General features: G+C 67.5%; 27 protein-coding genes. 10 read left to right on the top strand and 17 right to left on the bottom strand.

All coding sequences use genetic code 11. The features are described 5' to 3' along the window. Positions 1-31: 31 nt before the first annotated feature. Positions 32-997: an NAD(P)H-quinone oxidoreductase gene (locus tag BKA16_RS04200; protein WP_183369493.1), complete on the top strand. Its 966-nt coding sequence runs from the start codon at positions 32-34 to the stop codon at positions 995-997. Between the two features lie 18 nt (positions 998-1,015). Here BKA16_RS04200 and BKA16_RS04195 read toward each other — a convergent pair whose 3' ends face one another. Further along, the gene (locus BKA16_RS04195) at positions 1,016-1,501 is read right to left on the bottom strand and encodes a MarR family winged helix-turn-helix transcriptional regulator (protein WP_343067273.1); all 486 of its coding nucleotides are present in this window, start codon (positions 1,499-1,501) and stop codon (positions 1,016-1,018) included. 105 nt (positions 1,502-1,606) lie between these two features. Further along, entirely contained in the window at positions 1,607-2,803 is a 1,197-nt protein-coding gene (locus BKA16_RS04190; RefSeq protein WP_183369492.1) for an aminotransferase class V-fold PLP-dependent enzyme, read from the bottom strand. An 83-nt stretch (positions 2,804-2,886) separates the two neighbouring features. Between BKA16_RS04190 and BKA16_RS04185 the strand changes: the two genes are divergently transcribed. The 6 genes from BKA16_RS04185 (at position 2,887) to BKA16_RS04160 (ending at position 7,180) form a co-directional block, all read left to right on the top strand. Continuing rightward, a complete protein-coding gene (locus BKA16_RS04185) occupies positions 2,887-3,429 on the top strand; it encodes a bacterial proteasome activator family protein (RefSeq protein ID WP_246371648.1) in 543 nt (180 codons plus the stop codon). A 22-nt stretch (positions 3,430-3,451) separates the two neighbouring features. Then, on the top strand, positions 3,452-4,330 hold the full coding sequence (gene wzm / locus BKA16_RS04180) for a galactan export ABC transporter permease subunit Wzm/RfbD (RefSeq protein ID WP_183369491.1): 879 nt from the start codon (positions 3,452-3,454) through the stop codon (positions 4,328-4,330). 13 nt (positions 4,331-4,343) lie between these two features. Next, positions 4,344-5,153, top strand: coding sequence for a galactan export ABC transporter ATP-binding subunit Wzt/RfbE (gene wzt, locus BKA16_RS04175; protein WP_183369490.1), 810 nt, complete (start codon positions 4,344-4,346; stop codon positions 5,151-5,153). After that, the gene (gene glfT1 / locus BKA16_RS04170; RefSeq protein WP_183369489.1) at positions 5,150-6,100 is read left to right on the top strand and encodes a galactofuranosyltransferase GlfT1; all 951 of its coding nucleotides are present in this window, start codon (positions 5,150-5,152) and stop codon (positions 6,098-6,100) included. The genes wzt and glfT1 overlap by 4 nt, the downstream gene beginning before the upstream one ends. A gap of 119 nt (positions 6,101-6,219) precedes the next feature. Next, entirely contained in the window at positions 6,220-6,585 is a 366-nt protein-coding gene (locus BKA16_RS04165) for a RidA family protein (RefSeq protein ID WP_183369488.1), read from the top strand. 55 nt (positions 6,586-6,640) lie between these two features. Next, positions 6,641-7,180, top strand: a complete 540-nt coding sequence (locus BKA16_RS04160) for a MarR family transcriptional regulator (RefSeq protein WP_183369487.1) — start codon at positions 6,641-6,643, stop codon at positions 7,178-7,180. Positions 7,181-7,310: 130 nt separating this feature from the next. On the opposite strand, the gene BKA16_RS04155 is transcribed toward BKA16_RS04160, so the two are convergent. The 14 genes from BKA16_RS04155 to BKA16_RS04090 all read right to left on the bottom strand — a co-directional run bounded on the left by BKA16_RS04155 (position 7,311) and on the right by BKA16_RS04090 (position 23,505). Beyond that, on the bottom strand, positions 7,311-8,342 hold the full coding sequence (locus BKA16_RS04155; RefSeq protein WP_387995902.1) for a Rieske 2Fe-2S domain-containing protein: 1,032 nt from the start codon (positions 8,340-8,342) through the stop codon (positions 7,311-7,313). Next, complete coding sequence (locus BKA16_RS04150) at positions 8,342-8,575, bottom strand: recombinase-like helix-turn-helix domain-containing protein (RefSeq protein WP_183369485.1); 234 nt, start codon at positions 8,573-8,575, stop codon at positions 8,342-8,344. Before BKA16_RS04150 ends, BKA16_RS04155 begins: the two co-directional genes overlap by 1 nt. Positions 8,576-8,585: 10 nt before the next feature. Continuing rightward, entirely contained in the window at positions 8,586-9,548 is a 963-nt protein-coding gene (locus BKA16_RS04145; RefSeq protein ID WP_246371645.1) for a PDR/VanB family oxidoreductase, read from the bottom strand. Positions 9,549-9,701: 153 nt separating this feature from the next. Continuing rightward, positions 9,702-11,393, bottom strand: a complete 1,692-nt coding sequence (locus BKA16_RS04140; RefSeq protein WP_183369484.1) for a thiamine pyrophosphate-binding protein — start codon at positions 11,391-11,393, stop codon at positions 9,702-9,704. A 31-nt stretch (positions 11,394-11,424) separates the two neighbouring features. After that, positions 11,425-12,210: an SDR family oxidoreductase gene (locus BKA16_RS04135; protein WP_183369483.1), complete on the bottom strand. Its 786-nt coding sequence runs from the start codon at positions 12,208-12,210 to the stop codon at positions 11,425-11,427. Between the two features lie 8 nt (positions 12,211-12,218). After that, positions 12,219-12,971 carry a 3-oxoacyl-ACP reductase family protein gene (locus BKA16_RS04130; RefSeq protein ID WP_183369482.1) on the bottom strand — a complete coding sequence of 251 codons (753 nt, stop codon included), beginning with the start codon at positions 12,969-12,971 and terminating at the stop codon, positions 12,219-12,221. Then, a complete protein-coding gene (locus BKA16_RS04125; protein ID WP_183369481.1) occupies positions 12,968-13,477 on the bottom strand; it encodes a cupin domain-containing protein in 510 nt (169 codons plus the stop codon). The genes BKA16_RS04130 and BKA16_RS04125 overlap by 4 nt, the downstream gene beginning before the upstream one ends. A 65-nt stretch (positions 13,478-13,542) precedes the next feature. Then, the gene (locus tag BKA16_RS04120; protein WP_183369480.1) at positions 13,543-14,328 is read right to left on the bottom strand and encodes an alpha/beta fold hydrolase; all 786 of its coding nucleotides are present in this window, start codon (positions 14,326-14,328) and stop codon (positions 13,543-13,545) included. Between the two features lie 12 nt (positions 14,329-14,340). Next, on the bottom strand, positions 14,341-15,279 hold the full coding sequence (locus BKA16_RS04115) for a VOC family protein (protein ID WP_183369479.1): 939 nt from the start codon (positions 15,277-15,279) through the stop codon (positions 14,341-14,343). A gap of 110 nt (positions 15,280-15,389) precedes the next feature. Further along, a complete protein-coding gene (locus BKA16_RS04110) occupies positions 15,390-16,883 on the bottom strand; it encodes an aldehyde dehydrogenase (protein ID WP_183369478.1) in 1,494 nt (497 codons plus the stop codon). Continuing rightward, a complete protein-coding gene (locus tag BKA16_RS04105) occupies positions 16,880-18,253 on the bottom strand; it encodes an MFS transporter (RefSeq protein ID WP_183369477.1) in 1,374 nt (457 codons plus the stop codon). Before BKA16_RS04105 ends, BKA16_RS04110 begins: the two co-directional genes overlap by 4 nt. A gap of 327 nt (positions 18,254-18,580) precedes the next feature. Next, entirely contained in the window at positions 18,581-19,450 is an 870-nt protein-coding gene (locus tag BKA16_RS04100; RefSeq protein WP_221246745.1) for an SGNH/GDSL hydrolase family protein, read from the bottom strand. Between the two features lie 188 nt (positions 19,451-19,638). Continuing rightward, positions 19,639-23,043 carry a pyruvate carboxylase gene (locus BKA16_RS04095; protein WP_183369476.1) on the bottom strand — a complete coding sequence of 1,135 codons (3,405 nt, stop codon included), beginning with the start codon at positions 23,041-23,043 and terminating at the stop codon, positions 19,639-19,641. A 297-nt stretch (positions 23,044-23,340) separates the two neighbouring features. Then, positions 23,341-23,505, bottom strand: coding sequence for a hypothetical protein (locus BKA16_RS04090; RefSeq protein ID WP_183369475.1), 165 nt, complete (start codon positions 23,503-23,505; stop codon positions 23,341-23,343). A gap of 111 nt (positions 23,506-23,616) precedes the next feature. Here BKA16_RS04090 and BKA16_RS04085 point away from each other — a divergent pair, with 111 nt between their 5' ends. After that, complete coding sequence (locus BKA16_RS04085; protein ID WP_183369474.1) at positions 23,617-24,204, top strand: TetR/AcrR family transcriptional regulator; 588 nt, start codon at positions 23,617-23,619, stop codon at positions 24,202-24,204. Positions 24,205-24,207: 3 nt separating this feature from the next. On the opposite strand, the gene BKA16_RS04080 is transcribed toward BKA16_RS04085, so the two are convergent. Further along, entirely contained in the window at positions 24,208-24,729 is a 522-nt protein-coding gene (locus BKA16_RS04080) for a GtrA family protein (protein ID WP_183369473.1), read from the bottom strand. Between the two features lie 453 nt (positions 24,730-25,182). Between BKA16_RS04080 and BKA16_RS04075 the strand changes: the two genes are divergently transcribed. Together BKA16_RS04075 and BKA16_RS04070 are read left to right on the top strand one after the other, a co-directional pair. After that, positions 25,183-26,154 (top strand): alpha/beta hydrolase, encoded by a 972-nt coding sequence (locus BKA16_RS04075; protein WP_183369472.1) that lies wholly within the window; start codon positions 25,183-25,185, stop codon positions 26,152-26,154. After that, positions 26,147-26,644: a DUF732 domain-containing protein gene (locus BKA16_RS04070; RefSeq protein WP_183369471.1), complete on the top strand. Its 498-nt coding sequence runs from the start codon at positions 26,147-26,149 to the stop codon at positions 26,642-26,644. The genes BKA16_RS04075 and BKA16_RS04070 overlap by 8 nt, the downstream gene beginning before the upstream one ends. Positions 26,645-26,669: the final 25 nt, after the last annotated feature.

Genomic DNA, 26,669 nt, shown 5'->3' with positions numbered 1-26,669 from the left:
CGACCGGGCGGATCGATGGAAGAGTGGATGCATGCGCGCAATTCCCGAGTCCGAGTCACTGGATGTCGTCGACCTTCCCGATCCACGACCTGCTCCCGGCGAGGTGGTGATCGACGTGGCCGCGGCCGGTGTGAACCGTGCGGACGTCATGCAGCGGGCAGGCAAGTACCCGCCGCCTCCCGGAGCGTCGAACGTGTTCGGATTGGAGGCCTCGGGCACCGTGTCGGCGATCGGCGACGGCGTGTCGGGCTGGTCGATCGGCGACGAGGTGTGCGCCCTGCTGGCAGGCGGCGGCTATGCCGAGAAGGTCGCGGTCCCGGCACCGCAGCTGATGCCCGTCCCACGCGGCATCGACCTCGTGTCCGCGGCGGCGCTGCCGGAGGTGGCGTGCACGGTGATGTCGAATGTCGTGATGGCGGGCCGTCTCGCGCCCGGCGAACTGCTCCTGGTCCACGGCGGCAGCAGCGGCATCGGCACCCACGCGATTCAGTTGGCGCACGCGCTCGGTGCGCGCGTCGCCGTCACCGCGCGCAATCAGGCCAAGCTCGACCGCTGCCGTGAGCTCGGCGCCGATCTCGGCATCGACTACACGACGCAGGAGTTCGACGAGGTCCTCGCCGAGCACGACGGCGCCGACGTCATCCTCGACATCATCGGCGCCAAATACCTGCAGAAGAACGTGGCAGCGCTTGCCACCGGCGGGCGGCTCGTCATCATCGGCATGCAGGGCGGAGTGAAGGGCGAACTGAACATCGGTGCTCTCATGGCCAAGCGTGCCTCGGTCATCGGCACCACGTTGCGTGCGCGGCCGGTGTCCGGTCCGGGGTCGAAGTCGACCATCGTGGCCGAGACCGTCGCGCGCACGTGGCCGCTCGTCGAGAGCGGCGACGTGGCCCCGATCGTCGACTCCACGTTCCGGATCGACGACGCGGCAGCGGCCCACGAACGCCTCGACTCCGGCGACGCGATCGGCAAGGTCCTGCTGACGATGGAGTGAGCGCGTCCCGAACCCGCCCTACAGCCCTTCGCGGGAGATCCGGTCCCCGATCTTGCCGAATGTGCGGCAGAGCGCGGCGTACTCCGCGCCGGTCAACGAGTCGATCACCAGACGTCGCACAGCACTGTCGCGTTCGTCGAGGATGGGCCGCACCATCGCGCGCCCGGCATCGGTGATCGCCACCCATTTCTGACGGGCGTCCACATCGCTGTTGTCGACCCGGGACACGCATCCGTTGGCGATGAACCGGGCCACCTGACGGGACACCGTGCTCAACGGAATCCGGGTGGCGTAGGCGAGATCGCTGATCCTCATCCGGTCCACGCCGGCCAACTCTTCCAGGACTCGCCAGTCCGCGCTGGTCAACGCCGACGACGAGTCGATCTGCTTGAACAGCGCCCGATAGAGCATCCACCCGCCGGAGACGAACTGCTGCCACAGCTCACGTTCGGCGTCGCTCAGCGTCGACGCGCCCTCGCGCTGCCGGTCATCGTTTCCCGCCACCGGCGTACCCCCTCCAGGAACCGGTTCCCCACATGTTTTCACGCGCAACAATACGGTCGAGGAGCCTCACACTCATAATCGGCGACGAGGCCGTCACATGAACGATCAGCCGAACGAGCCGAGGACGCGCGCCAGCTGATCCACCTCGTACGGCGTGGAGTACACGCCCAGTCCGACGGTCACCGCGCCGCCTCCGTCGGCAGCGCCGATCGTCTCCAACGCGCGGCTCGGGAAGTCGTTCAACGCGCTGATCCCGTTGTCGTTCAGCCGGTGGCACACCTTTGCGGCGGGCACTCCGTCGACGACGAAGCTCAGCAGCGGGACGCGATGGACATCCGGACCGATCACGTGCACGTGCCCCAGGTTGTCCAGGGCGTTCACCAGATAGAACGTGAGTCGCTGTAGATACTCGTAGGCTCCGTCGAGCGATGCGGTCAGACGGTGCCGCCGCTTCCCGGCGGCAGCCGAGTCCAGACCCGCCAACACCTCGACCGATGCGATGAGGCCGCTCAACCAGGCAGGCGGCACCGGCGAGAGTTCCAACCGGGCGGGTCCCACCGCGCGCGGATCCAGGGAGACGTTGGTCATCGAGTCCATGGTGCGACGGTCCGCGAACACCATCGCGGCCACGCGCGGACCGCCCCAGCGCTCGGCGCTGACGATCACGATATCGGCACCGGTCTCGGCCATCGACAGCGGAACGAACGGCGCCGCGTTCGTGGCGTCGACGACGGTCAGCGCGCCCGCCGCCCGCGCATGCCCGGCGATCTGACCGATGTCGGTGATCGCACCCGTCGTCGACGACGCCAACGCGACGGCCACCACCCCGGTCCGATCGGTGACGAGATCCGAGTACTGCCAGGGCGGCAGCGTCCCGTCCTCCACATCGACCTGCGCCCACCGCGTCTGCGCCCCGTGTCGGGACGCACCGCGCAGCCAGGGCACGATGTTCTCCTCATCGTCCAGTCGCGACAGGACCACGCCGTCTCCGATCCACGCGGTCACCGGCAGCGCGTCGACCAGCGCCGAGACGAGAGAGGCACGCGACGGGCCGAACACCACGCAGTCGGGATCGGCCTCAAGCAGGTCGGCGATGCTGCGACGCGCCCGAGTCGTCGTCTCGTCCGCCTGGATCGACTGCTGAGAGAGTCCGCCGCCCCGCACCGGGAAGGCGCGGACTCCGCGTGCGACGGCCGATGCGACCGCGTCGGGAATCTGCATGCCGCGCTGGGCGTCCAGGTGAATCCAGCCGTCACCGAGCGAGGGGAACAGTCCCCGCACGGAGGCGATGTCGAACGGCATGGCCACCACGATAGACACCCGATACCGATCGATCACGCCGGGACGACTCCGCGGACTGCCGACCGACGGGCACAATGGACACCATGCTTCCCGAGATGTTCGGCGCCTCAGGCCCCTCGAATCCGCTGTCATCCGACCCGTCCTCGACCCCGGACGAACCGGTCGTCGAATTCGCCGCAGCAGCGCACGGCGACGGATCGTCGGCCAACCCGATGTCGGCGATGGTCGAGCAGCCCGCCAAGGTGATGCGGATCGGCACCATGATCAAGCAGCTTCTGGAGGAGGTCCGCGCCGCGCCTCTCGACGAGGCGAGCCGCACCCGACTGGCCGACATCCATCGCACCTCGATCGCCGAACTCCAGGACGGCCTCGCACCCGAGCTCCGCGAAGAACTCGACCGCCTGGCCCTGCCGTTCTCCGACGAGCAGACCCCGACCGACGCGGAGCTGCGGATCGCGCAGGCGCAGCTCGTGGGCTGGCTCGAAGGCGTCTTCCACGGCATCCAGACCGCACTGTTCGCCCAGCAGATGGCTGCCCGCAGCCAGCTGGAGCAGATGCGCCAGGGCGTGCTCCCCGTCGGCCCCGGTGACGCGTCCGACAGCCACAGCACCGGTCAGTATCTGTGACCCGGCGGTATGCTGTGACGTTGTGTCAGCCGTAGCCAATGACGGCGGAGCCCCCGGCAGAACAGTCCCGCCGGCCCCGCCCACCTCGGATTCGCGAACGTTCGCTCGGGGCTTCCAGGATCTCGTCGACGGTTTCCGAACCTCCGAGCTCTGGTTGCACCTCGGGTGGACGGACATCAAGCAGCGCTACAAGCGCTCGGTCCTCGGACCACTGTGGATCACCATCGCGACGGGCGTCACCGCCGTCGCCATGGGCATTCTGTATGGCGAGCTGTTCCACCAGGACATCAAGACGTTCCTGCCGTACGTGCTGCTGGGCTTCATCTTCTGGGGCTTCATCGAGACCTCGATCCTCGACGGCTCCGTGGTCTTCTCCACCAACGAGGGATTGATCAAACAGCTCCCGGCGCCGATCAGCGTGCACGTGTACCGCGTGGTGTGGCGCAGCCTGATCATCTTCGCGCACAACATCGTCATCTATGTGATCGTGTTCGCGATCTTCCGGCCGCCGATCGGGTGGACGGCGTTCCTGGTGTTCCCCGCTCTCGCGCTGTTCGTACTCAACGCGACCTGGGTGACGATAGTGTTCGGCATCCTGTCGACGCGGTTCCGCGACATCGGCCAGTTGCTGACCACCGCGGTCCGGCTCGTCTTCTTCATGACACCGATCATCTGGTCGGCGGGCACCCTCGACGCCGCGGGCGACGGCGGCTCGAGCAAGCTGAAGTTCGTCGAGATCAATCCGATGTTCCACTATCTGGAGATCTCCCGCGGGCCGCTGCTCGGTCAGCACGTCGAGTTCTATCACTGGGGCATCGTGCTCGGCTGCACCGCGCTCGGCTGGATCGCCGCCCTGCTGGTGATGCGCAACTTCCGCGCCCGCGTGGCGTACTGGGTATAGGAGACACACCCTCGTGGCAGACAACACCGACATCCGGGTCGACACATGGGATGCGTGCGTCGACTTCCCGATCTTCGACGCCAAGACGCGCTCACTCAAGAAGGCCGTGGTCGGCGCGGCCGGCGGCATCATCGGGTCGAACGGATCCAAGACCGTCGTCGTCGAAGCCCTCCGGGACATCGACCTGCACCTCGAACACGGCGACCGCGTCGGCCTCGTCGGGCACAACGGCGCGGGCAAGTCGACGCTGCTGCGGCTGCTGTCGGGGATCTACGAGCCGACCCGCGGGGCGTGCAAAGTCAAGGGGCGGGTGGCCCCGGTCTTCGATCTCGGTGTCGGCATGGACCCGGAGATCTCGGGGTACGAGAACATCCTGATCCGCGGCATGTTCCTCGGTATGAGCCGCCGCGAGATGCTGAAGAAGACCGATGAGATCGCCGAGTTCTCCGAGCTCGGCGACTACTTGGAGATGCCGCTGCGCACGTATTCCACCGGTATGCGTGTGCGTCTGGCGCTCGGTGTCGTCACCAGCATCGATCCGGAGATCCTGATTCTCGACGAGGGCATCGGCGCCGTCGACGCCGAGTTCATGAAGAAGGCGCGGACCCGTCTGCAGGCTCTCGTCGAACGCTCCGGAATCCTGGTGTTCGCCAGCCACTCGAACGAGTTCCTCGCCCAGCTGTGCGATCGGGCGCTGTGGATCGATCACGGTCAGATCCGGATGGACGGCGGAATCGAGGAGGTCGTCGGCGCCTACCAGGGGCCCGACGCCGCCGAACAGGTCCGCGCCGTCCTCGCCGAGAACGAGGAGGCCGGCGAGTGAGCGTCGTCGTCGCGGTGGTCGTGACGCATCGGCGCCGCGAACTGCTCGCCGAATCGTTGAAGGTCGTCGCCGGGCAGAGCCGGCCGGTGGATCACTTGATCGTCGTCGACAACGACGCCGACCCGTCGGTCGGCGAGCTGGTGACCGGCCAGCCGGTCGCCACCACCTACATCCCGTCGAAGCGCAATCTCGGCGGTGCGGGCGGATTCGCGCTCGGCATGCTGCATGCGCTGGCACTCGGCGCCGACTGGGTGTGGTGCGCCGACGACGACGGCCGTCCCGAAGGTCCCGACGTCCTGTCGACGCTGCTCGACTGCGCCGATCGCCACGATCTCGGCCAGGTGTCGCCGGTCGTGGTGAACATCGCCGAACCTGACTCCCTCGCGTTCCCGCTGCGTCGCGGACTCGTCTGGCGGCGCAAGCGATCGGAGCTGTTCGGCCCCGGAGAGACCGCGCCGGGGGCGGGCGGATCAGATACCGCGCCAGGGGCGGGCGGATCACATACCGATGATCTGCTGCCGGGCATCGCGTCGTTGATGAACGGCGCGCTGTTCTCCGCGGACACGCTGGAGAAGATCGGCGTCCCCGATCTGCGACTGTTCTTCCGCGGCGACGAGGTCGAGATGCACCGTCGCCTGGGACGGTCGGGCATCGCATTCGGCACCTGCCTGGCCACGGCGTATCTGCATCCGGACGGCAGCGACGAGTTCCGGCCGATTCTCGGCGGCCGGATGCACACGCAGTATCCGGACAACGAGGTCAAGCGGTTCTTCACCTACCGCAATCGCGGGTATCTGATGAGTCAGCCGGGCATGCGCAAGCTGCTCCCTCAGGAGTACGCGAGGTTCGGCTGGTTCTTCCTGGTCCAGCGGCGCGACGTCGCAGGTTTCCGGGAATGGATGCGTCTGCGCAGACTGGGTCGTACCGAGCAGTTCCGTCGCCCGTAGGAGACACGCGTCGACGCGGCCCGCTCGTCGATCGTCACACCCAAAAGCTTTGCATAGTAATTATTTAGCACTAAACTTATAGGCGTACCCGCAGACATCCTCGACCGAAGGGCCGCCCCATGACCGTCGCCGTGAACGCCAACCACCCCTACACGCCCGCCTTCAAAGCCGGCGACACCGTCTACGTCTCGGGAGCCCTCGGCGTCGACGTCGACTATCAGCCCGTCGCCGGGCGCGACGACGCGCTCGACGCCGCGGTCGAGCGGATGACCGAACGGCTCGCGACCGCCGGGGCGGCCCTCGACGACGTGGTAAAACTGACCTATTACGTGACCGACCTCTCCCTTCGAGAAGAAGCGAACCGGCAGCTCGAGCGCATCTTCGCCGCTCCTCGCCCGGCTCGGACCTTCCTTGAGGTGAGCGCGCTCCCGTACGGGGCGACGGTGGAGATCGACGCGGTCGCCTACGTCGGCGACCGCGGTTAGATCGATCTCGGCGACCGAAGTCGCCGAGCAGACGAGCCTTGAAGGGAGGCCAGGAGTGAACGAACAGACGCCCACCCCGGACGCCGTCGACGGCATCATCGCCCAGTGGGCCGCCGAACGGCCGACCCTCGACGTATCCGCCTTGGCGGTATTCGGCCGACTTCACCGGGCCTACCTGCAGTACCAGTCGTCGATGTCGACGCTGTTCGCACGGTACGACCTGAACAACGCGTCGTTCGACGTGCTCGCCGCACTGCGTCGATCGGGATCGCCGTTCCGCATGACCTCCAGTCAGCTGGCCAAGACGATGCTGGTCACCACCGGCGGCGTCACGCTTCGTGTGGATCGGCTCGAGAAGTCGGGCCTCGTGGAGCGCAAACGCGACCCCGACGACCGGCGTGTCGTGTACGTCTGCCTCACGACGGCGGGGCTGAGCCTGATCGACGAGGCGACCACCGATCACTTCCAGAACGAGCTGCGTCTGCTCGGCGGGCTCGACGTGGAGCAGCGCGCAGAGCTGGCGACGCTGCTCCGCGCGCTGGAGGCGTCGATCACCGAAGCCGAGACCGACGACGAGGAACCCGCCTCCGCATAGGCGCAGACACAGCGCGAGGGCCCGTCCGCCGCGTGGCGGACGGGCTCGTCCCTGATGATCGTGCGACGCGGCTTCACGCCGCGGGCGTGAGCTCGCGCTCCTCGTCGGACGGGGAGCGCGAGCCGACGCCTCAGGCGTCGGTCAGCGCCTTGGCCTGCTCCTCGGCCTGGTTCTTGTACATGCGACGGAGTCGGATCACCCCGAGGTCGTGCTGGTACAGGTTCTCGGCCTGATCGGCGTCGTGCGCCATGTGCTCGAGCATCACCCGGTCCTGTTCGAGGACGGCCCAGTGCCGGTCCTCGAGCGTCGTCCGATAGAGGAACCGCCACACGTCACGCTCCCACCCCGTCACACGGCGGTACCGCCAGAAGAAGACGGCGCTGCGATCGGCGTCGATCGGCGTCACCATGCCGACGATGCCGAACGGTCCGCCGGGACCCGCCGTCGACGGGTACGGGATCTCCAGGTCGACCCAGTCGACGCCGGTGCGGTTGAACTCCACCCAGTCGAAGTTCACGCCGCGCTGGTCGGTCTTCTCGAAGAAGAAGCCGCGGTCGGTCTCCCGGATCCGGAACCGCGCCGACTGAGCTCCGCCGAACATCGAGTGCGACTCGTGGTGCAGGAACGCACCGTGCATCGGGTCGAGCAGGTTCTCCAGGCCGAAGCGCCACGGGGCGTCCCACTCGACGTAGCAGAGGAACGCCGACACGTCGTCGGCGGCGAGCGGGTCGGGGATCTGCAGGGGCGCCGGTTCGACGTCGGGGTCGGTACCGAACCACGCGAGGATCGCGCCGCCCACTTCCTGGACCGGCAGGCTACGGACCAGCTTCTTTCCTTCGAGGTTGCAGCCGGGCATGCCGGGGACCGACAGCACCGTGCCGTCGCTGCCGACCTGCACACCGTGGTACTGGCAGGCGATCCGGTCACCGAGGTGCATGCCCTGCGACAGTGGTGCGCCGCGGTGCGGGCAGCGATCGGCGAGCATCCGAACCCGGCCGTCGGACTGCCGGTAGAGCACCCACTGCTCACCGAGTCGTTCGAGTTTCCGGATGGCGCCGCGCTCCACCCAGTCGGACGGGCACACCGCATGCCACTGATCGCGCATGCCGGTGGCGAAGATCTGTTCTGCCGAGAGGGCGCCCGGGCTGTAGACGCGTGCCATCATCGACCTCCGTTCACTGACTGTTCGAGCCGAGCCATCTCGGCGGTGAGGGAGTCCTGCGACCACGGGGATCCGTCAGGACTGTGGATGCCGATCTCGTTGAGGCCGTCGACGAGGGCTTCGAGGGAGTGCCCCCCGTCGCCGAAGACCTGCTCGATCGCCTTGGCGAGTTTGGACTCGTAAGGCGTCGGATCGGCGGTGCGCGACTGATTCTGCACCAGGTAGAGACTCATCGAACTCCTCCTAGAGATCGAGTACCAATTCTTCGGACTGTGCGCGCGAGACGCAGATCATCATGGTCTTCCCGCTCTCCTGCTCGGAGCTGGAGAGCACGAAGTCACGGTGGTCGGGGGTACCGGCCAGGACGCGGGTCTCACAGCTCCCGCACATCCCCTCCCGGCACGAGTTGGGCACGTCGACGCCCGCCGCTTCGAGCGCGTCGAGTATCGGCACCTCGGCACCGACCTCGACCGTCACGTCGGAGGCGTCGCAGCGGACGGTGAACGACGAGTCGGCGCCCGGTTCGTCGTCTTCGGCGCGCGCCTTGGGCTTGAAGCGTTCGAGGCGGATCGTCTCGTCGGCCCACGCCGTCCCGCGTTGTTCGACGGCGGCGAGGAGACCTTCCGGCCCGCAGGTGTACACCAGAGTGTCCGCGCGCGGAGTGCCGAGCAGCGCGTCGAGGTCGAGGACGCCCTCGCGGTCCTCGCTGACGATGCGGACACGGTCCCCGTACGCGTGGAGTTCGTCGACGAAGGCCATGCTCTCCCGACTGCGGCCTCCGTAGTGCAGTTCCCAGTCGGCACCGGAACGATCCGCCTCGGCGATCATCGGCAGCATCGGCGTGATTCCGATGCCGCCGGCCACGAACACATAGTTCGACGCACCGAGGAGCTCGAAGTTGTTGCGCGGCAGGCTCACCGACACGACGTGCCCGGGTCGGAGCGAGTCGTGGACATACGACGATCCGCCGCGCGTCGCCGGATCGCGCAGCACGCCGATCCGATACGTCGTCTTGTCCGCCGGGTCGCCGCACAACGAGTACTGGCGAACGATCCCCTTGCCGAGGTGGATGTCGATGTGCGAGCCGGGCGACCATTCCGGCAGCGATGCACCGGCCGGATCCTCGAGCCGCACCGACATGACTCCGTCGGCCTCCCACGCCATTGCGCGGACGACGACGTCGAACGTTCCCGTGTCCAGGTTCATTGATCGGTCCTTCTTCCGGTCGCCCGTCGGGCGGATCACTTCTTAAGTCCTTAGTAGTTTAGCACTCAATTGTTATTGGTGTCACATACTTTTCGAGGTATGAGCCCGCTCCGCCCGCGGGCGACCGATCGAGCGTCAGGTGCGGCGAGCCTTCTACACGGGCACGGACACCGGCGGGGTGAACGGGGCGGGCATGTCGCCGAACTCGGCGAGATCCACCTCGACCACCACCGGTCGGCGCAGCGAGACCGCCTCGGGCAGAACAGACTTCGCATCGTCGGCCGAGCCGATCCGGCGGTGGTCGAGGCCGACGGACGCGGCGAGAGCGGCGAAGTCGGGGGTTGCGAGGTCGACGGCGTACGTCGGTCCCGTCGCGGCCTGCATGTTGCGGAGCACCCCGTATCCGGCATCGTTGAACACCAGCAGGACCAGCCACGGCTTCTCCTGTGCGACGGTGAGGATCTCACCGAGGTGGACGGCCAGACCACCGTCGCCGACGATCGCGAGGGTGGGTCGGGTCTCGTCGGCGAGCGCGGCGCCGATCGCCATGCCGAGTCCCTGGCCGATGCCGCCGCCGCGCGGGAAGACGTTGACGTGCGGGGACGCCATCTCCAGGAGTCGGTTGCCCCACGAGCTGGAGGCGATGGTGACATCACGCGCGATCACCGCGTCGGCGGGCAGTGCGTCGCGGACCGCGTCGCACAGCAGCGCGTGGTCGCCGAGCCCCGCGCGTTGCTTCTCGCGCACCGCGGTCCTCGTCGTCCGCGCACGGTCGGTCCACTCGGGTTCGACGAGCCCGGAGAACGCGACAGTGGCCAACAGGTCGTCGAGCACGGTCGCGATGTCGCCGACGACGGCGGTCGCCGGGAACACTCGGCCCGGCGCGGCGGAGTCGAGGTCTACCTGAACATGCTTGTCCGGCACCGGGATCGAGTAGTCGCCGGTCTCATTGCTGCGGAAGTGCGTGCCGAGCGAGACCAGCAGATCGGCGTCGGCGAGCAGCTCACGACCCAGCGGCGACGACCCGTAGTTGCCGATGCACAGTCCGTGCGCCTCGTCGACGGCGCCGCGGCCGGAGTTGCTGGTCAGCAACGGAACACCCCACGCCTCGATGAGTGCGGTCAGCTGCGGTCCGGCGTCGCGGACGCCGCCGCCCGCCCAGATCACCGGGCGTCTCGCCGATTCGACGGCCGTCCGCAGCGCCGCCAGCTGATCGTCGGCCGGCGGCACGACCGGCTCGTCGGCGGCGTACGCCGGACCGGCGACGACGTCCTGCGCCGCGTACTGCAGATCGATCGGCCACTCGATCGAGACCGGGCCGCCGGGTGAGGCCAGCGCGCGGCGCACACCGTCGCGCAACACCTTCCCCGCATCGCCCGCATCGGTGATGGTGGCCGCGTACGACGACACCGCCTCGAGCATGCCCAGCTGATCCTTGGTCTCGTGGATGAATCCGCGGCCCGAACCCAGGTACTGGATCTGAACCTGTCCGGTCACATGCAGCACCGACGTGCCCGCGGCCAGCGATTCGATGAGCGATCCCGCGGCATTGCCCGCCCCGGTGCCGGTGCTGGTCAACGCACAGCCGAGTCCGCCGGTGGCGCGAGCGTATCCGTCGGCGGCACTCACCGCGCTCGCCTCGTGACGCACCGGGACGAACCGCAGCTGGGCCGCGACGGCTTCGACGAGCGGAAGGTTGTGGACGCTGACGATGCCGAAGACGGTGTCGACTCCGGCCTCGCGCAGCACCTGCACGAGGAGGTCGCCGCCGTTGGCGGTGGGGGCGGTCTCGACTCCGCTCGACCGGCAGGCGGAGCTCGACGGGCCGGAACTGTTGTCGGTCATGGTTTCTCCCGGGGTACAGGGTCAGGGGTCATCAGACGTAGCGGGCGACGCCGCCGGCCACATCGAGGGTGGAGCCGGTCACGTACGACGCGATCGGCGAGAGGAGGGTGAGGATCATGGCTGCGACCTCGTCGGCACGCCCGAATCGGTGCAGGGCCACGCCGCGGTCGTCGACGATGTCTGCCTCCCAGGCGGCGAACGGCCGCTGGTCGCCGGAGTCCTCGTACCGGCGGCGCCACTGGCCGGTGTCGATCAGGCCGAGAAGCACCGAGTTCACCCGGATGTCCGGGGCCAGATCGACCGACAGGGTCTTGCTCAGATTGAGCAGCCCGGCGCGGGCGGCGCTGGTCGCGGGCAGCTTGGTCTCCGGCTGCCGCGACAGGACCGCGTTCACGTTCACGATCGACGCGGCGTCGGACGCCCGCAAGTGTTCTCGGGCCGCGTCGACGGTGTTGAGGACGCTCGAGAACTTGAGGTCGAACTCATCGCGCCATGCGTCCAGGCTCGTCTCCCACAGCGGCGCCATGCGCGAGCCGCCCGCGTTGTTGACGACGCCGTCCAAGCGACCGAACCGGTCCAGACCCGCGTCGACGACGGCGTCGATCTGAGGCCGGTCCCGCACGTCGGCGCCGACCGCGACGATGCGGTCGGACGCATCGGGCACCTCGTGCGCCAGCACCTGCGACAGTCGGTCGGCGTCGCGGGCGCACGTGAGGACCTTCGCTCCCTCACCGATCAGCTGCCGCACCGTCGCCAGTCCGACGCCGGAGCTGCCGCCGGTCACGAGGTAGACACGGTCGCGCATCTGCAGATCCATGAGAACTCCTAGTGGAAGACGAACCCGCCGTCGACGACGAGTTCCTGTCCGGTGATGTACGACGCGGCGTCGCTCAGCAGAAATGCGACCGCGCCCACGAGGTCGGCGGGCTGCTGCGTCCGGCTGAGCGGCCGATTGCGCGCATACAGATCGTGCCGGTGTTCGGGAACCTTGGCCGCCGACTCGGATTCGGTGAGTCCCGGCGACACCGTGTTGACGGTGATCGAGTACTGACCGAGGTCGCGGGCCATGGCTCGGGTCAACGCCGACACCCCGCCCTTCGACGCGATGTAGTGGCAGAGGTTCTGCGAACCGTACAGGGCGGCGTCGGACCCGATGTTGACGATCCGCCCCTCCCCGCCCTCGACGAGGTGGCGGGCGATCGCCCGGCTGACGAGGAAGGTGCCGCGCAGGTTCACGTCGAGTACGCGATCCCACTCGTCGACGGCCAGTCGGTGTACTGCCGTGCCGCCGACACCGTCGGCCAGGGCCGCGCTGTTGACGAGTCCGTAGATCGGTCCGTCGGCGGTCACCGCGGCCGTCATCGCGTCGACGGAGTCGGCGGAGCGGATGTCGACCGGGCAGAACCGCGCCGTCACGCCCGCGTCGGCGAGTCGTGCGACGGCGGCGGCGCCCCAGTCCTCCCGGGTGTCGGCGATCCAGACCGTCGCGCCGGCGAGGCCGATGTGTTCGGCGATCGCCAGTCCGAGTCCGCGGCCGCCGCCGGTGACGAGCACCGTCCGGTTCTGCAGTGAGGTCATGCGATCTTCTCCCGCGTGATCCCGTGCATCACCGAGGTCTCCGGGTAGCTCGGGACCTGCGGCTTCTGAGTGCCGATGATGACGGCGAACAGCGCGTTCTCATCGGTGTTGTTCTTCAGGCTGCGCGGAACGCCCGCCGGGACGACGATCATGTCGCGGTAGCCCATGGTCCGCTTCTCCACCTTGCCGTCGCGGTGCACGCCGACCTCGATCTCGCCTTCGAGGACGAAGAACGCCTCTTCGACGTCGTGGTGGGTGTGCTCGGGACCCTCACCGCCCGGGGGCAGCAGCATGTTCGAGAACGTGAAGCCCTGCGACGGGATGATCCGCTGGTCGTCGCCGTGGTTGCCGGTGGCACCCGAGCCGACGTAGCGGATCTGCGCGCGGGCGAACTGGTCGCCTGCCTTGGTCTGGAACGCCAGGGTGTCCCAGTCCTCGTGACGACTGTCCTTGGTGAGGATGAGCGAGTCGGTGTACTCGGCGAGGTCTGCGGTGTCGTAGTCCATGTTCTTCTCCTTTGTGGTGGTTGTTCTCCGCCGGTCGAGCGGAGCGTCTTACTGTCGGTCCGGCCCTACTGCTGCAGCCGGAGTCGCTCGGTGATCTGTACGAACGACTCGGTCCAGGCGTTGAAGGCGGCCGGTCTGTCGCGGTTGGCCAGGTGCGACGCCCCGCGCAGCGTCACGTAGACGGCTCCGCCGATGCCGCCGGCGAGAACCTGCGACGCCTCGTGTCCGGTCACCTCGTCGAGGTCGCCGGAGATCACCAGGGTCGGGATGTCGATCGCGGCCAGCTCGGCGGTGTGGTCGGTGGCGGCCATCGAAGCGGCCGCGCTGCGATAGCCGGCCGGGGTGATGGCGGCGGCCATGTCGGCGGCGACCGTCGCGACGGCGTCGTCGTCGGCCAGGTCGCCGAGCAGTCGACGCGCGCGGGCTGCGGTGAACGCCTCCACGTCGCCGTCGACGTCGTCGGCGCGCGCCAGCATCGCGGCGGCCGCGTCCGGGTCGGCGCCGGAGCCGACGGTCGAGCTGCCGAGGATGAGGCTGCGGATCAGGTCCGGGCGACGCAACGCGAGCCGCGTCGCGATGACACCGCCCCACGACATGCCCAGGACGTGCGCACCGCCTCGTCCGCATCTCTCGTCGATCACTGCCGCCAGACGGTCGGCGTACTGATCCATGGTCAACGGCTCGTCGACCGCGGCCGATTCACCGTATCCGGGTGCGTCCCAGGCGATCACGCGATGAGTCTCGGCGAGTTCGGCGAACTGCGGGGCGAACGAGCGGGAGCTCCCGCCGATTCCGTGGAGCAGCACGATCGCCGGGCCGGAACCCTCGTCGAGCACGTGGATGTCGGTCATATCCGCCTCCGTTCAGCGATGCGCGAGTTCGCGCAGGTCGGGCCGGTGAGCGAAGGCGCCGTCGTCGGGGACGCCCGCCATGTGCGAACGGACTTCGGCCGACGGCGGACCCGCTGTACCCCAGGTGTCGGACAGTTCGGGGACCCGGCGCCACACCCGGCACAGCCAGCGGTCCTCCTCGACCTGCGCGATCCCGGAGGTGTACTCGCAGACGAGTCCGCCCGGATCGGCGAAGTACGAGAAGGTGTTGTCACCGGGCCCGTGCCGTCCCGGTCCCCACATGGGCAGGACGCCGTGATGGCGGAGGCGACCGATGCCTCGCATGAAGTGGTCCACCGACGGCATCTCGTAGGCGACGTGGTTGATCGCGGTCCACCCGGCCTGGTTGAAGGCGATGCTGTGGTGATCGGAGTTGCAGCGGAGGAACGCCATCTGGTGCTCGGACCAGTCGGACACTCGCATGCCGAGGACATCGGTGTAGAACGCGACGGCGGCGTCGATGTCGACGGTGTTGAGGACGATGTGGGTCACGCCGACCGGTACCGCGTCGGCCCGGTGCATGGCGGCGACCGCGTAGGCGTCGGCCAGCAGTTGCACGACACGGCCTTCGAGGTCGACGAAGCTGACACCGTAGCCCGCGGCGATCTCGCCGGTCGGACCCGGCCCCGCGACGATCGGAATGTCCCGTTCGGCCAGGCGACGCGCGGCCTCGTCGACGTCGGCGGGAGTGGACACGGCGAAGGTGATGCGTCCGAGCCCGTTCTGGTCGGCGGCGGTCAGCTGCAGGACGTGGTGTTCCTCGCCGGTGCCGCGCAGCCAGGCCCCCTCCTCGCCGCGCTCCACGGTCGACAGGCCCCACACGTTCTCGTAGAAGTCGGCGGAGTCGGCGGCCGCCGTGGTGCGCAACTCGACGGACCGCACCTTGCGCAGATTCGCGATCGGCTGGTTCATGACATCCTCCATAATCTTTGATGTCGATAGTTTAGCGCTTAACTAGTTTTTTGTGAAGGGTCGCACAACACAGGTCTCATCGTGATCGGGCAGACCGCCTCAGGCGTCGATCAGCTGTCGGCCCAGGGGTTCGGCTCGGCCGACATGCCCAGGTAGACGCTCTTCACCCGCGAATAGGCCGCGATGCCTTCGCGTCCCTTCTCGGTGCCCAACCCGCTCTGTTTGATCCCGCCGAACGGTGTCGAGACCGAGAACGCCTTGTAGGTGTTGATCCACACGTTGCCCGCCTGGATACGGTCCGCCAGGCGCAGAGCCCGCCGGTAGTCGCGCGTCCAGATGCCCGCGGCGAGGCCGAAGACGCTGTCATTGGCCCGCCGGACGAGGTCTTCCTCGTCGTCGAAGGGCAGCGCCACCAGAACCGGACCGAAGATCTCCTCCTGGCAGGTCCGAGCGGAGTTCTCCAGCCCGTCGATGATCGTCGGCAGATAATACGACCCGTCGGCCAGGGCCGGATCGTCCGGGACGGCGCCACCGGTCAGGATCCGTCCGCCCTCGCTGCGCGCGAGTTCCACGTACGAGGCCACCGATTCGCGGTGCCGGGTGTGCACGAGCGGTCCGACTCGGGTGGCCGGGTCGAAGCCGTTGCCGACGCGCAGCGCCTCGGTGCGCTCCACCAGACGGGCCATCGTCTCGTCGTAGATCGAGGAGTGGACGAACAGCCGCGAGCCGGCGATGCAGCTCTGCCCCGACGAGGAGAAGATTCCGTACATGACACCCGCGACGGCCTGCTCGATGTCGGCGTCGTCGAGCACTATCGTCGGCGATTTGCCCCCGAGTTCGAGAGACACCGGCATCAGCTTCTCGGCGGCCGCGTGGGCCAGTCCGCGACCGGTGGCGGTGCCGCCGGTGAAGGTCACCTTGCCGACGCCGGGGTGTCTGACGATCGCCTCGCCGACCACCGATCCGCGTCCGGGCAACACCGAGACCAGGCCGGACGGCAGGTCGGACTCGTCGATGAGGCGCGCCATCGCCAGGGAGACCAGCGGTGTCCACTCGGCGGGTTTGAGGATGACCGCATTGCCCGCGGCGAGGGCCGGGGCGATCTTCTGCGCGTCGCTGGCCACCGGCGAGTTCCACGGCGCGATGGCGCCGACGACGCCGATCGGCTCGTGCTGAACCCAGGTCCGGTAGTCCCCGCGCACGGTGGTCATCGCCTCGTCGGCGGTCTCCAGGACCGCGGCGTAGTAACGGAAGGTACCCGCGGCACTCGCGACGAGACCTCGCGTCTCGGTGAGCGTCTTGCCGGTGTTGAAGGTCTGGAGGGTGGCGAGCCTCTCGGCGTCGCGGTCGATGAGGTCGGCGATCCGATGCAGGTAGCGGGCGCGCTGGTGGGCGAGAAGTCCGCGCCACGCGGGATCGGCCGAAGCCTTGACCCCCGCGGCGACGGCGTCGTCGACGTCGGCCTGTGTGCTCTGCGAGACGGTCTGCAGCACCCGGCCGGTCGCCGGATCGACGATCGTCGACGCCGGCCCGGCGGACTGGCGCCAGGCGCCGCCGACATAGGCCTCGTCGGGCAGCGGAGCGAATTCGGGAACGGTGGTCATCGGGAGATCTCCTCGAGAGTCATTTCCTTGGTCTCGGTGGCGAAGAGCGCGACGATGATCGCGCCCAGCCCGGCGACGACGGCGAAGATGGCGAACACCCAGCTCAGCGAGCCCGTGTGATCGAGAGTGAAGCCGACGACCAGCGGACCGACGACGATGCCCAGGCGGCCGGCCGCGCCGCCCACGGCGGAGCCCATGGCGCGCATGCGGGTCGGGTACAACTCGGCGGTGTAGACGTACAGCGCCATGTTGACCGCGAACACCAGCAGGGCCGCGGCCGCCGACCATCCGAGGACGGCCAGTTCGGTGTTCGTACCGATCGCGGCGAGCAGGGCCAGAACCACGGTGCACATCGCCATGGCCACCGAGATGCAGATCTTGCGTCCGAGGTTGTCGATGAGGAGCGCGATGAGAAGGCATCCGACCAGACCCGCGACGGTGGTGAAGATGCTGTAGTGCAGGGCGGTGGCGGTGCTGACGCCGAACTGCTTCTTGTACAGAGTCGGCAGCCACGATGCGATGCCGTAGTTGACGAAGTACGCCGACAGCCAGATCCCCGCGAGCATCAGGGTTCGCTTCAGGTAGACGCCCCGGAACAGTTCGACCACGCGCGGCGAGGCGAGGACCACGAGGTCGTCGGTCGTCGGCCGCGGCTCGGGCAGTTCCAGTCCGTAGCCCGCCACTTCGGACTCGATGCGCGCCATGGACTCCTCGGCCTTGTCGAGTCGCCCGTGGGCGGCCAGCCACCGCGGCGACTCCGGAACACGACGGAGCATCGGCACCAGCAGGATCGGGATGGCGCCGAGCGCGAACAGCACCTCGTAGCCCCACCGCGGGACGATCCACGACGAGACGATCGCCGACATCACGAGTCCGACCGGGAAGATCGTCTCGTACAGCAGGACGAATCGTCCGCGCTTGTGCGCCTTGGAGATCTCGCCGATGTAGGCGGCGGCGACCGGGACCTCGGCGCCGAGCCCGACGCCCTGCACGAAGCGCAGAATCATGAACAGCGCGAGGGAATGGGTGAACGCCATGCCCAGGCTGGTGATCGCGTAGACGACGAGGGCGATCTGGATCGTGTTGAGGCGGCCGACCCGGTCGGCGAGCCAGCCGCCACCGAGCGCACCGACGAGCATGCCGATGCCGCCGACCGCGATGATCCAGGCGATCATCGTCGACGAGAGGTTCCAAGCGGTCGGCAAGTCGGGGATCGAGTAGGCGATCATCAACTGGTCGAAGCCGTCGAAGAACGTGACCGCGCCGACGATGACGCGCGCCTTGATGTGCCACCGACTCATCGGCAGGCGTTCCATCCGCGCGCTGATCGCGTCGGCCGCGCGGCCGGGGCTCTGCGTAGTTGTCTCCATGTGAGTGTTCCTTGGGCTGTCGGGACTCGGGGAGGGTGTCAAGTCTTTGATGACTCGATTGTTTAGACCTTAACTGTTCTCTGGCTCACACGCTACCCCTGATTGCACACCAAGACACATCACCTGTTCAGATGACATTCTCATACCGGAGGCGAGGGCCTCGGCCGTCGCCCCACTTCGGATTCCTCACCCACGCGTACCGCAGCGAGAAGCGCCATCGGTGACGATGTGATCGTCACCGATGGCGCTCGACGAGCTGTCGTCTCCGTCCCGGAGCTCGACCGCCGCCGGCTCGTCGTTTCGGGCGGCGGGTCGACCGATGAGTCGCTACTTCAGCCCCAGCGCCTTCGCGGTCGTCTTCGCCATCTCCCTCTCGCCCAGGGCGTTCGGGTGGACCGGCACGAACTGGACGGTCGAGAGCAGCGGCTCCACCCAGCGGACACCCTGCGCCTTGCACGCGTCGTGTCCGACGGAGGCCGCGGCGACGTCGACGATGGTCACGCCGGTCTCCTTCGCTGCGCGTGCGATCACGTCGTTGAGTCCGGCCTGGACCTTGTGCGTGAACTTCCCGTCACCCGCGGCGATCGGCATCCCGTTGCACGGGGCATCCCGGTCCGGGGCGATCCACGGGTAGTTCAGCGCCGCGACGCGAGCGTTCGGCGCCTTGGCTCGCACCGCCTTCATCGCCTTCACCAGATTCGGATAGGTGATCTCGCGGATGGTCTTCGACGCCTTCGCCGCGTCCTTGTCCGCGCAGGGCGAACCGCGCATCCCCGAGCCGACGCCTGCGATCACGCAGTCCATCACCGTTCCGGAGAACAGGCTCTCGTCGTTGCCGCCGATCGAGAAGGTCACCAGGTCGACGTCGTCGTCGAGCGCATCGAGTTGCGGGCGCACCCCGGACTGCTGCGAGGTGAAGAAGTCGTCGGTCGCCGCTCCGCCGCAGCTGACGTCGGTGAGATGCATCCCGTTGGCGCGCGCGACGATCTTCGCATAGTTCCGCGCCGACTGGGCACAGCCGATGGGCGCGTCCATCGCCAGCGGCAGCACTCCGGAACCGGCCGAGTAGCTGTCGCCCAGGTTCACATATCTCACCGGTGTCGGCGCGGCCTCGGCCGCTCCGGGCGTCAGCCCCGCCCCGAGTGCCGCCACCGCGGCAAGCGCTCCCGCCGCCTTCGCCATTGTCGTGAATCGCATCAGTACACCCCGTAATCGATCGATCGAACTACATCATGTTCGGGATGCACGCTAGCTCACCACGATAGACGTGACTCAGAGTTCGAGAAATCTACTGCGCGAGAGAGGAATTCAGGGGAAGAAGAACGTCGCACCCCCGCCCGGAGAGTCCCCGGGCGGGGGTGCGACGTCGAGTTCTGGCGCGCTCGCTACTCCTCGCGGAGCACCACCAGCAGGTCGCCCGCCTCGACCTGGGCGACTCCGCCGATCGCGGCGCGCGTCACGACGCCCGAGTGCGGCGTGGTGATCGGGGCCTCCATCTTCATCGCTTCGATGGTGCCGATCTGACCGCCCGCCTCGATGTGATCGCCCTCGGCCACCGACAGGGTCACCACACCGGCGAACGGTGCCGCGATGTGGCCCGAGTCGTTCTTGTCGGCCTTCTCGGCCGTCTCGACGTCGGCGGTGATCGACCGATCCCGAGCCGGTACCGGCCGCAGGTGACCGTTGAGAATGCACATCACCGTGCGCATGCCGTGCTCGTCGGGCTCGGAGATCGCCTCCAGACCGATCAGGAGATTCACTCCCTTCGACAGTTCCACGCGGTGCTCCATGCCCGAACGCAGACCGTAGAGGAACTGCGTGGCCGACAGCCGAGAGGTGTCGCCGTAGGCCTCGACGTGCTCGAGGTACTCGCGTGTCGGGCCGGGGAACAGGAGCCGGTTGAGCGTCGCGCGTCGCGTCGCCGAGTCCCCGGCCAGAGCGGCTTCGTCGTCGGCAGAGAGCTCTTCGACAGTCGGTGCACCTTCGTCGCGGCCGGCGAGCGCGCGGGTCCGGAACGGTTCGGGCCAGCCGCCCACCGGCGTGCCGAGTTCACCCCGTAGGAAGCCGATAACCGAGTCGGGAATGTCGTAGCGGGCCGGATCCTCGGCGAAGTCCTCCACCGAGACCCCCGAACCCACCAGGGCCAATGCGAGGTCGCCGACGACCTTCGACGACGGCGTCACCTTCACCAGACGTCCCAGGAGACGATCCGCCGCAGCGTATTTCGCCTCCACCTCCTCGAATCGGTCGGCCAGGCCGAGCGCGGTGGCCTGCGCCCGCAGATTCGAGAGCTGACCGCCGGGGATCTCGTGGGTGTAGACGCGACCGGTCGGTGCGGGGACGCCCGACTCGAACGGCGCGTACACCTTGCGCAGCGTCTCCCAGTACGGTTCCAGCTCGCACACCGCGTCCAGGCTGATGCCGGTGTCGCGGTCGCTGTGCGCGGCCGCGGCGACGATGGCCGACAACGACGGCTGGCTCGTCGTCCCCGACATGGGGGCGCTGGCGCCGTCGACGGCGTCCGCGCCGGCGTGCCACGCCGCGAGGTAGGTCGCGAGCTGACCGCCCGGGGTGTCGTGGGTGTGCACGTGGATCGGCAGGTCGAACTCCGAGCGCAATGCCGTGATCAGCGTGGTGGCGGCCGGGGCGCGCAGCAGACCGGCCATGTCCTTGATCGCGAGGACGTGAGCGCCGGCGTCCACGATCTGCTCGGCCAGACGCAGGTAGTAGTCGAGGGTGTACAGCTTCTCGTTCGGGTCGCTCAGATCGCCGGTGTAGCTCATGGCGACCTCGGCGATCGTCGTACCGGTCTCGCGGACGGCGTCGATCGCCGGTCGCATCTGGTCGACGTTGTTCAGCGCGTCGAAGATCCGGAAGATGTCGATGCCCGTGTCGGCGGCCTCGCGGACGAACGCCCGCGTCACCGATTCCGGGTACGGCGTGTAGCCGACGGTGTTGCGTCCGCGCAGCAGCATCTGCAGGCAGATGTTGGGGACGGCCTCGCGCAGCTGCGCGAGCCGGTCCCACGGATCCTCTTTGAGGAACCGCAACGCGACGTCGTATGTCGCTCCGCCCCACGCCTCGATCGACAGCAGTTCCGGGGTCAGACGCGCGACGTACGGCGCGACGGCGGTCAGACTCGAGGTCCGCACGCGCGTGGCCAGCAGCGACTGGTGGGCGTCTCGGAAGGTCGTGTCGGTCACCGCGAGAGCGGTCTGCTCGCGCAGGCTCTTCGCGAAGCCCTCCGGGCCGAGCTCGCGCAAGCGCTGGCGCGATCCGGCCCGGGGCGTCGTCGTCAGGTCGACGGCGGGCAGCTTGTCCTCGAGCTTCACGTGCACCGGACGCACCCCGTTCGGGTGGTTCACCGTCACATCGGCCAGATACGAGAGGATCTTCGACGCGCGGTCGGGCGACGAGTTCAGCGTCAGCAGGTGCGGATGGTCTTCGATGAACGACGTGGTGACGCGTCCGGCGCGGAAGTCGGGGTCGTCGAGCAGCGCCTGCAGGAACGGGATGTTCGTCGCGACGCCGCGGATGCGGAACTCGGTCACCGCTCGACGGGCGTGTGCGACGGCCGATTCGAAGTCGCGACCGCGGCAGGTCAGCTTGACCAGCATCGAGTCGAAGTAGGCGCCGACCTCGGCGCCGAGCGCCGTACCGCCGTCCAGGCGCACGCCGCCACCGCCCGGCGTGCGGTAACCGGTGATGCGTCCGGTGTCCGGCTGGAAGCCGTTGGCCGGATCCTCGGTGGTGATGCGGCACTGCAGGGCCGCACCGCGGATCGTGATCGACTCCTGACTGAGCCCGAGCTCGTCGAGGGTCGCGCCGGCGGCCACCCGCAGCTGCGACTGCACCAGGTCGACGTCGGTGATCTCCTCGGTCACCGTGTGCTCCACCTGGATGCGGGGGTTCATCTCGATGAACATGTGCTGGCCGCGCTCGTCGACGAGGAACTCGACGGTGCCCGCGCACGAGTAGTCGATCTGTCGAGCGAATGCGACCGCATCCGCGCAGATCTTCTCGCGCAGCGCCGGATCGAGATTCGGCGCCGGAGCGAGTTCGACGACCTTCTGGTGGCGACGCTGCACCGAGCAGTCACGCTCGAACAGGTGGATCACGTTGCCGTACTTGTCCGCCAGGATCTGGACCTCGATGTGGCGCGGGTTGACGACGGCCTGCTCCAGGAACACCGTCGCATCGCCGAACGCCGACTCCGCCTCCCGTGAGGCCGCCTCGATCGCCTCGCGCAGGCCGCCGATCTCCTCCACTCGGCGCATGCCGCGGCCGCCGCCGCCCGCAACCGCCTTCACGAACACGGGGAACGTCATCGACTCGGCAGCGGCCATCAGTTCGTCGATGTCGTTCGACGGCTTCGACGACGGCAGGACCGGCAGGCCTGCCTTCTTCGCCGCGGCGACCGCCGTCGCCTTGTTGCCGGTCATCTCCAGCACGTGACGGGGCGGTCCGACGAACGTGATCCCGTTCGCCTCACACGCACCGGCGAGCTCCGGATTCTCCGACAGGAAGCCGTATCCCGGATAGATCGCGTCCGCACCCGCCTTCTTCGCGGCGTCGATGATCAGGTCGATGTCGAGGTAGTTCCGCACGGGATGACCGGGCTCACCGATCTCGTACGACTCGTCCGCCTTGGTGCGGTGAGCGGAGTTGCGGTCCTCATGCGGAAAGACGGCGACGGTGCCGATCCCCAGCTCGTAGGCCGCGCGGAAACCGCGAATGGCGATCTCACCCCGGTTGGCGACAAGGACTTTCTCGAAATTCGTGCTGGTCATCGGATCGGTAGTTCCTTTGATCATCGTCGGGCGACCACTCGCCGGATCGAGGAGAGCGGTCGCGTTTGCGGGCGCACCCGTGTCGGGCAGGCCGTTCGTCAAACGGTAGTCAACGAGAGGTTGCACGAACATACCTCTGCGAGAACTGCTCGATGAGTTCTCAAGATGAGTCCCATCGGTTTGCGCTATTGCTCCAGTTCGCAGGGGCCGTCGTAGGACGGGAAGAGCCGGAGACGCTGGGCGTCCCCGGCTCCTCCCGGAAAAAGTTCTGGCGGTGAAGGTTCGTGCGCGTCCGAATCACGCGGCGATGGGCCGCGAAACGTCCCGGCCGTCCACCGGAAGCGTGACGACCGGCTCGACGACGTCGTCGTAGTGCTTCGGCGTCATACCGTGGCGGATCGCGTTGGCCGTGTCGAGTGCCCGCAGGAAAGTTCGTACCGCACGTCCCAATGACTTCAGCATGCCCGTTCTCCCTCCCGGATCTGCGCCCGGATCAATGAGTCGACCAGTTGTCAGGTGCGAACGCACCCTGCCTCGTATACCGATCTGTATACGAAAACTATACTGCCCTGTATGGATACCGGAAGGCAAGAGAAGGCGTTGACTCCGGCGGCACGCGCGATCCTCGACGCGGCATCCCGCTTGTTCTACGAGCAGGGCATCAACTCCATCGGCGTCGACACCGTCTCCGCGGAGGCCGGAGTCACCAAGAAGACGCTGTACGACCAGTTCGGATCGAAGGCGAACCTCGTCGTCGCCTATCTGACCGAACGCGACGAACGGTACCGAGACCACGTGGCCGACACATTGCGTGCAGTCGACGACGACGGGGACGCCAAAGTACTGGCCGTGTTCGACGCGCTGCAGTCGTGGATGGACGAGAACAGCCCGCTCGGCTGCGGCTTCGTCCACGCGCACAGCGAGCTTCTCGGCGACGCCGACCATCCCGCACACGCGGTCGTCCGAGCGGGAAAGCTGTGGATCAAGGACCTCTTCGCCGAACTGACGCGTGCGGCGGGGCATCCCGATCCGGACAGTCTGTCGATCCAGTTGCTCGCGCTGATCGAGGGCGCCACCGTGCTTCGATCCATCTCCGAACTCCCGGCCGCCCTTCCCGAGGCCCGTCGAGCCGCCGGGATCCTGTTGCGCGCACAGGCCTGAGCTTCAGCGATCGACCTCCGACTGCTCCGGTTCGGCGTCGGCCAGTTCGGTCGGGAACACCCACTTCCGGAACGCCCACCAGCGGAACGCCATCGCCAGCAGCGTTCCGAGAACGGATCCGCTGATGAAATCGGCGACGTGCTCGCCGACCAGTGACAGGTTCGGCGCCTGCAAGTCGAACACATACCGCGAGAGCGCCAACGGGATCTGCGTGATTCCCAGCGCGATCGCACTGACGAGGAAGAACAAGGACGCCTCGTGCCGCTTCGACCGACCGCCGCGCTCGGCGAATGACCATTCCCTGTTCAACACATAGGAGACGACGGTCGCGATCAACGTCGCGATGGAGAAGGCGGTGATCGGCTTCTCGTCGAGCACAGTGGTCTTCATCCCGAAGAAGAGAACAGTGGTGAGAATGAACGTGAAGAGCCCGACGAGAGCGAATCTTACGAATCCGGCATAGGCGATAATCCTCGGAAGAATCGATTCCGGTATTCGAGAGACGAGCCATTCCGAAGGCGCCATGGAATGCAACCTACCAACACATCCCCGTCGCGTCGACAGAGTCGAGGCATACTCGCTGGATGCCAATCGTTTCCGACGAGGAGTCCCACCCGTAGCAGTCCTCCCCGATCCAACCGGCCGTCACGACGTCCTCGCGTCGTGAACTCCCGACTCGGCGAGCCGTGCGTATTGACACGAGCATCCTTCGTTTCAACGAAGAGAAGCCATTCCCCCGCCGCCTTAGACGATTCCATGAGAATACTGAGAATTTGGAGATAATGAGGTGATACACCCGGCACACAAGCCATGAAGTGTGGCGCCGAGAACTTCTGTGTAACGCTTCGAAATCAGCTGACGAATAGCCTCTCGATGCCCTTGCCGAGAACGGGTGCATGCGCCGGAATCGGCAAATGAATCAGCAGCGAATCGAACGGAGAAACAATGCGCCCATCCCGACTCAGACGTCTGTTCAGGATGTCTCTCGCGGTCGTCGTCTCCGTGATCACGGCGACGTCGGTGATCACCGTCGGTACCGCTGACGCCGCGCCTGCCGCGCAGACGTGGTGGATCGACTCGTGCGGCATGCCGACGCAGAGCAAGGGAGGGCCCGCGCATTCGGTCAAGGTGCGTGCGTGGACCAAGCCGGGCAACCGGAAGACGGTCGTGATGCTTGACGGACTGCGGGCGACGAACGACGTCAGCGGATGGGAGCACAACACACGTGTCGGCCCGGACCTGGCGGCCAAGGGCGTCAACGTCATCCAGCCGGTCGGCGGCTACATGAGCTTCTACAGCGACTGGAACACCCCGGACAACTTCAGCCGCCAGGGCTACACCTACAAGTGGAACTGCGTGATCAGCAAGAGTCTGGTCGGCGCGATGGACCGTAAGAAGCTGCGCGGGCCGTCGGGCAAGTACGCGATCATGGGGCTGTCGATGAGCGGCAGTTCCGCGCTGATCATCGCGGGGAACAACAAGAACGACTTCGACTCGGCCGCGTCCCTGTCGGGATATCTGAACCTGACCGCGCCGGGTATGCGCGAGGCGATACGCGCCGCGATGATCGTGCCCGCGCTCGACGGCGGGACTCCGGCGATGAACGTCGACGCGATGTGGGGGCCGCCGTGGAGCACCCGGTGGCTCGACAACGATCCGTTCGTGCAGATCAACAAGATGCGCGGTCTGAAGAAGCTGTTCATCAGCACCGGCAGCGGTATCCCCGGATACACGGCGACGCTCGACGCGATCATCGCGAATCCGATGCTCATCCTGCAGGGCGCACCGCTGGAGCTGGGGTCGTCGGCGATGACGCACGCCTTCGACCTGCAAGCTATGTTCAATCGCGTTCCGCACCAGACCTTCTTCCCGGTCCAGGGTCTGCACGACTGGCCGTACTGGAACGACGCGGTGTGGAATGCCTACCGACAGGGGTTCTTCCGTGCGTGAGTCTCATCTGCGGCGAATCGCCGCCCTCGGCGCCGGCGCCGCCGGACTCGTCGTGCTGACCGCCTGCGGGGGCGGCTCCGATCCGGCTCCGAGTTCCTCGGCGACGCCGTCGACCTCGGTCACGTCTTCGCCGTCGACCTCGAGTTCGTCGTCGTCGAGCTCGGTTCCGACGTCGAAGCCGCCGAAACCGTCGGCCACGTCGTCGGTAGCCGCGCCTCCCACCTACCCGTCCCAGGGCACGACGGAGAACATCGAATCGCCGCGCAACGACAAGCGCTCGAAGTTCCTCGCCGAACTGAAACGTGAGGGCGTCACCGTGTCGGACGATCTCGCCGTCTCACTCGGATCGTCACTGTGCGAGATCAAGGCCTCGAACGGCGACCAGACGGCTCGCGAGTACGCGAAGCCGGTTCTGCAGGCCGAAGCAGGCAAGGCACCGAGCGACGCGCAGGTCCGGAAGTATGTCGATGCCGTGGACATCCTCTGCTGAGCAGAAGGTCTGACGCTGCGAGACG

The organism is Gordonia humi (genome assembly GCF_014197435.1).
GTDB lineage: Bacteria > Actinomycetota > Actinomycetes > Mycobacteriales > Mycobacteriaceae > Gordonia > Gordonia humi.
The sequence above is the reverse complement of the archived record's forward strand: the minus strand, read 5'-3'. Positions and strand labels throughout refer to the sequence as shown.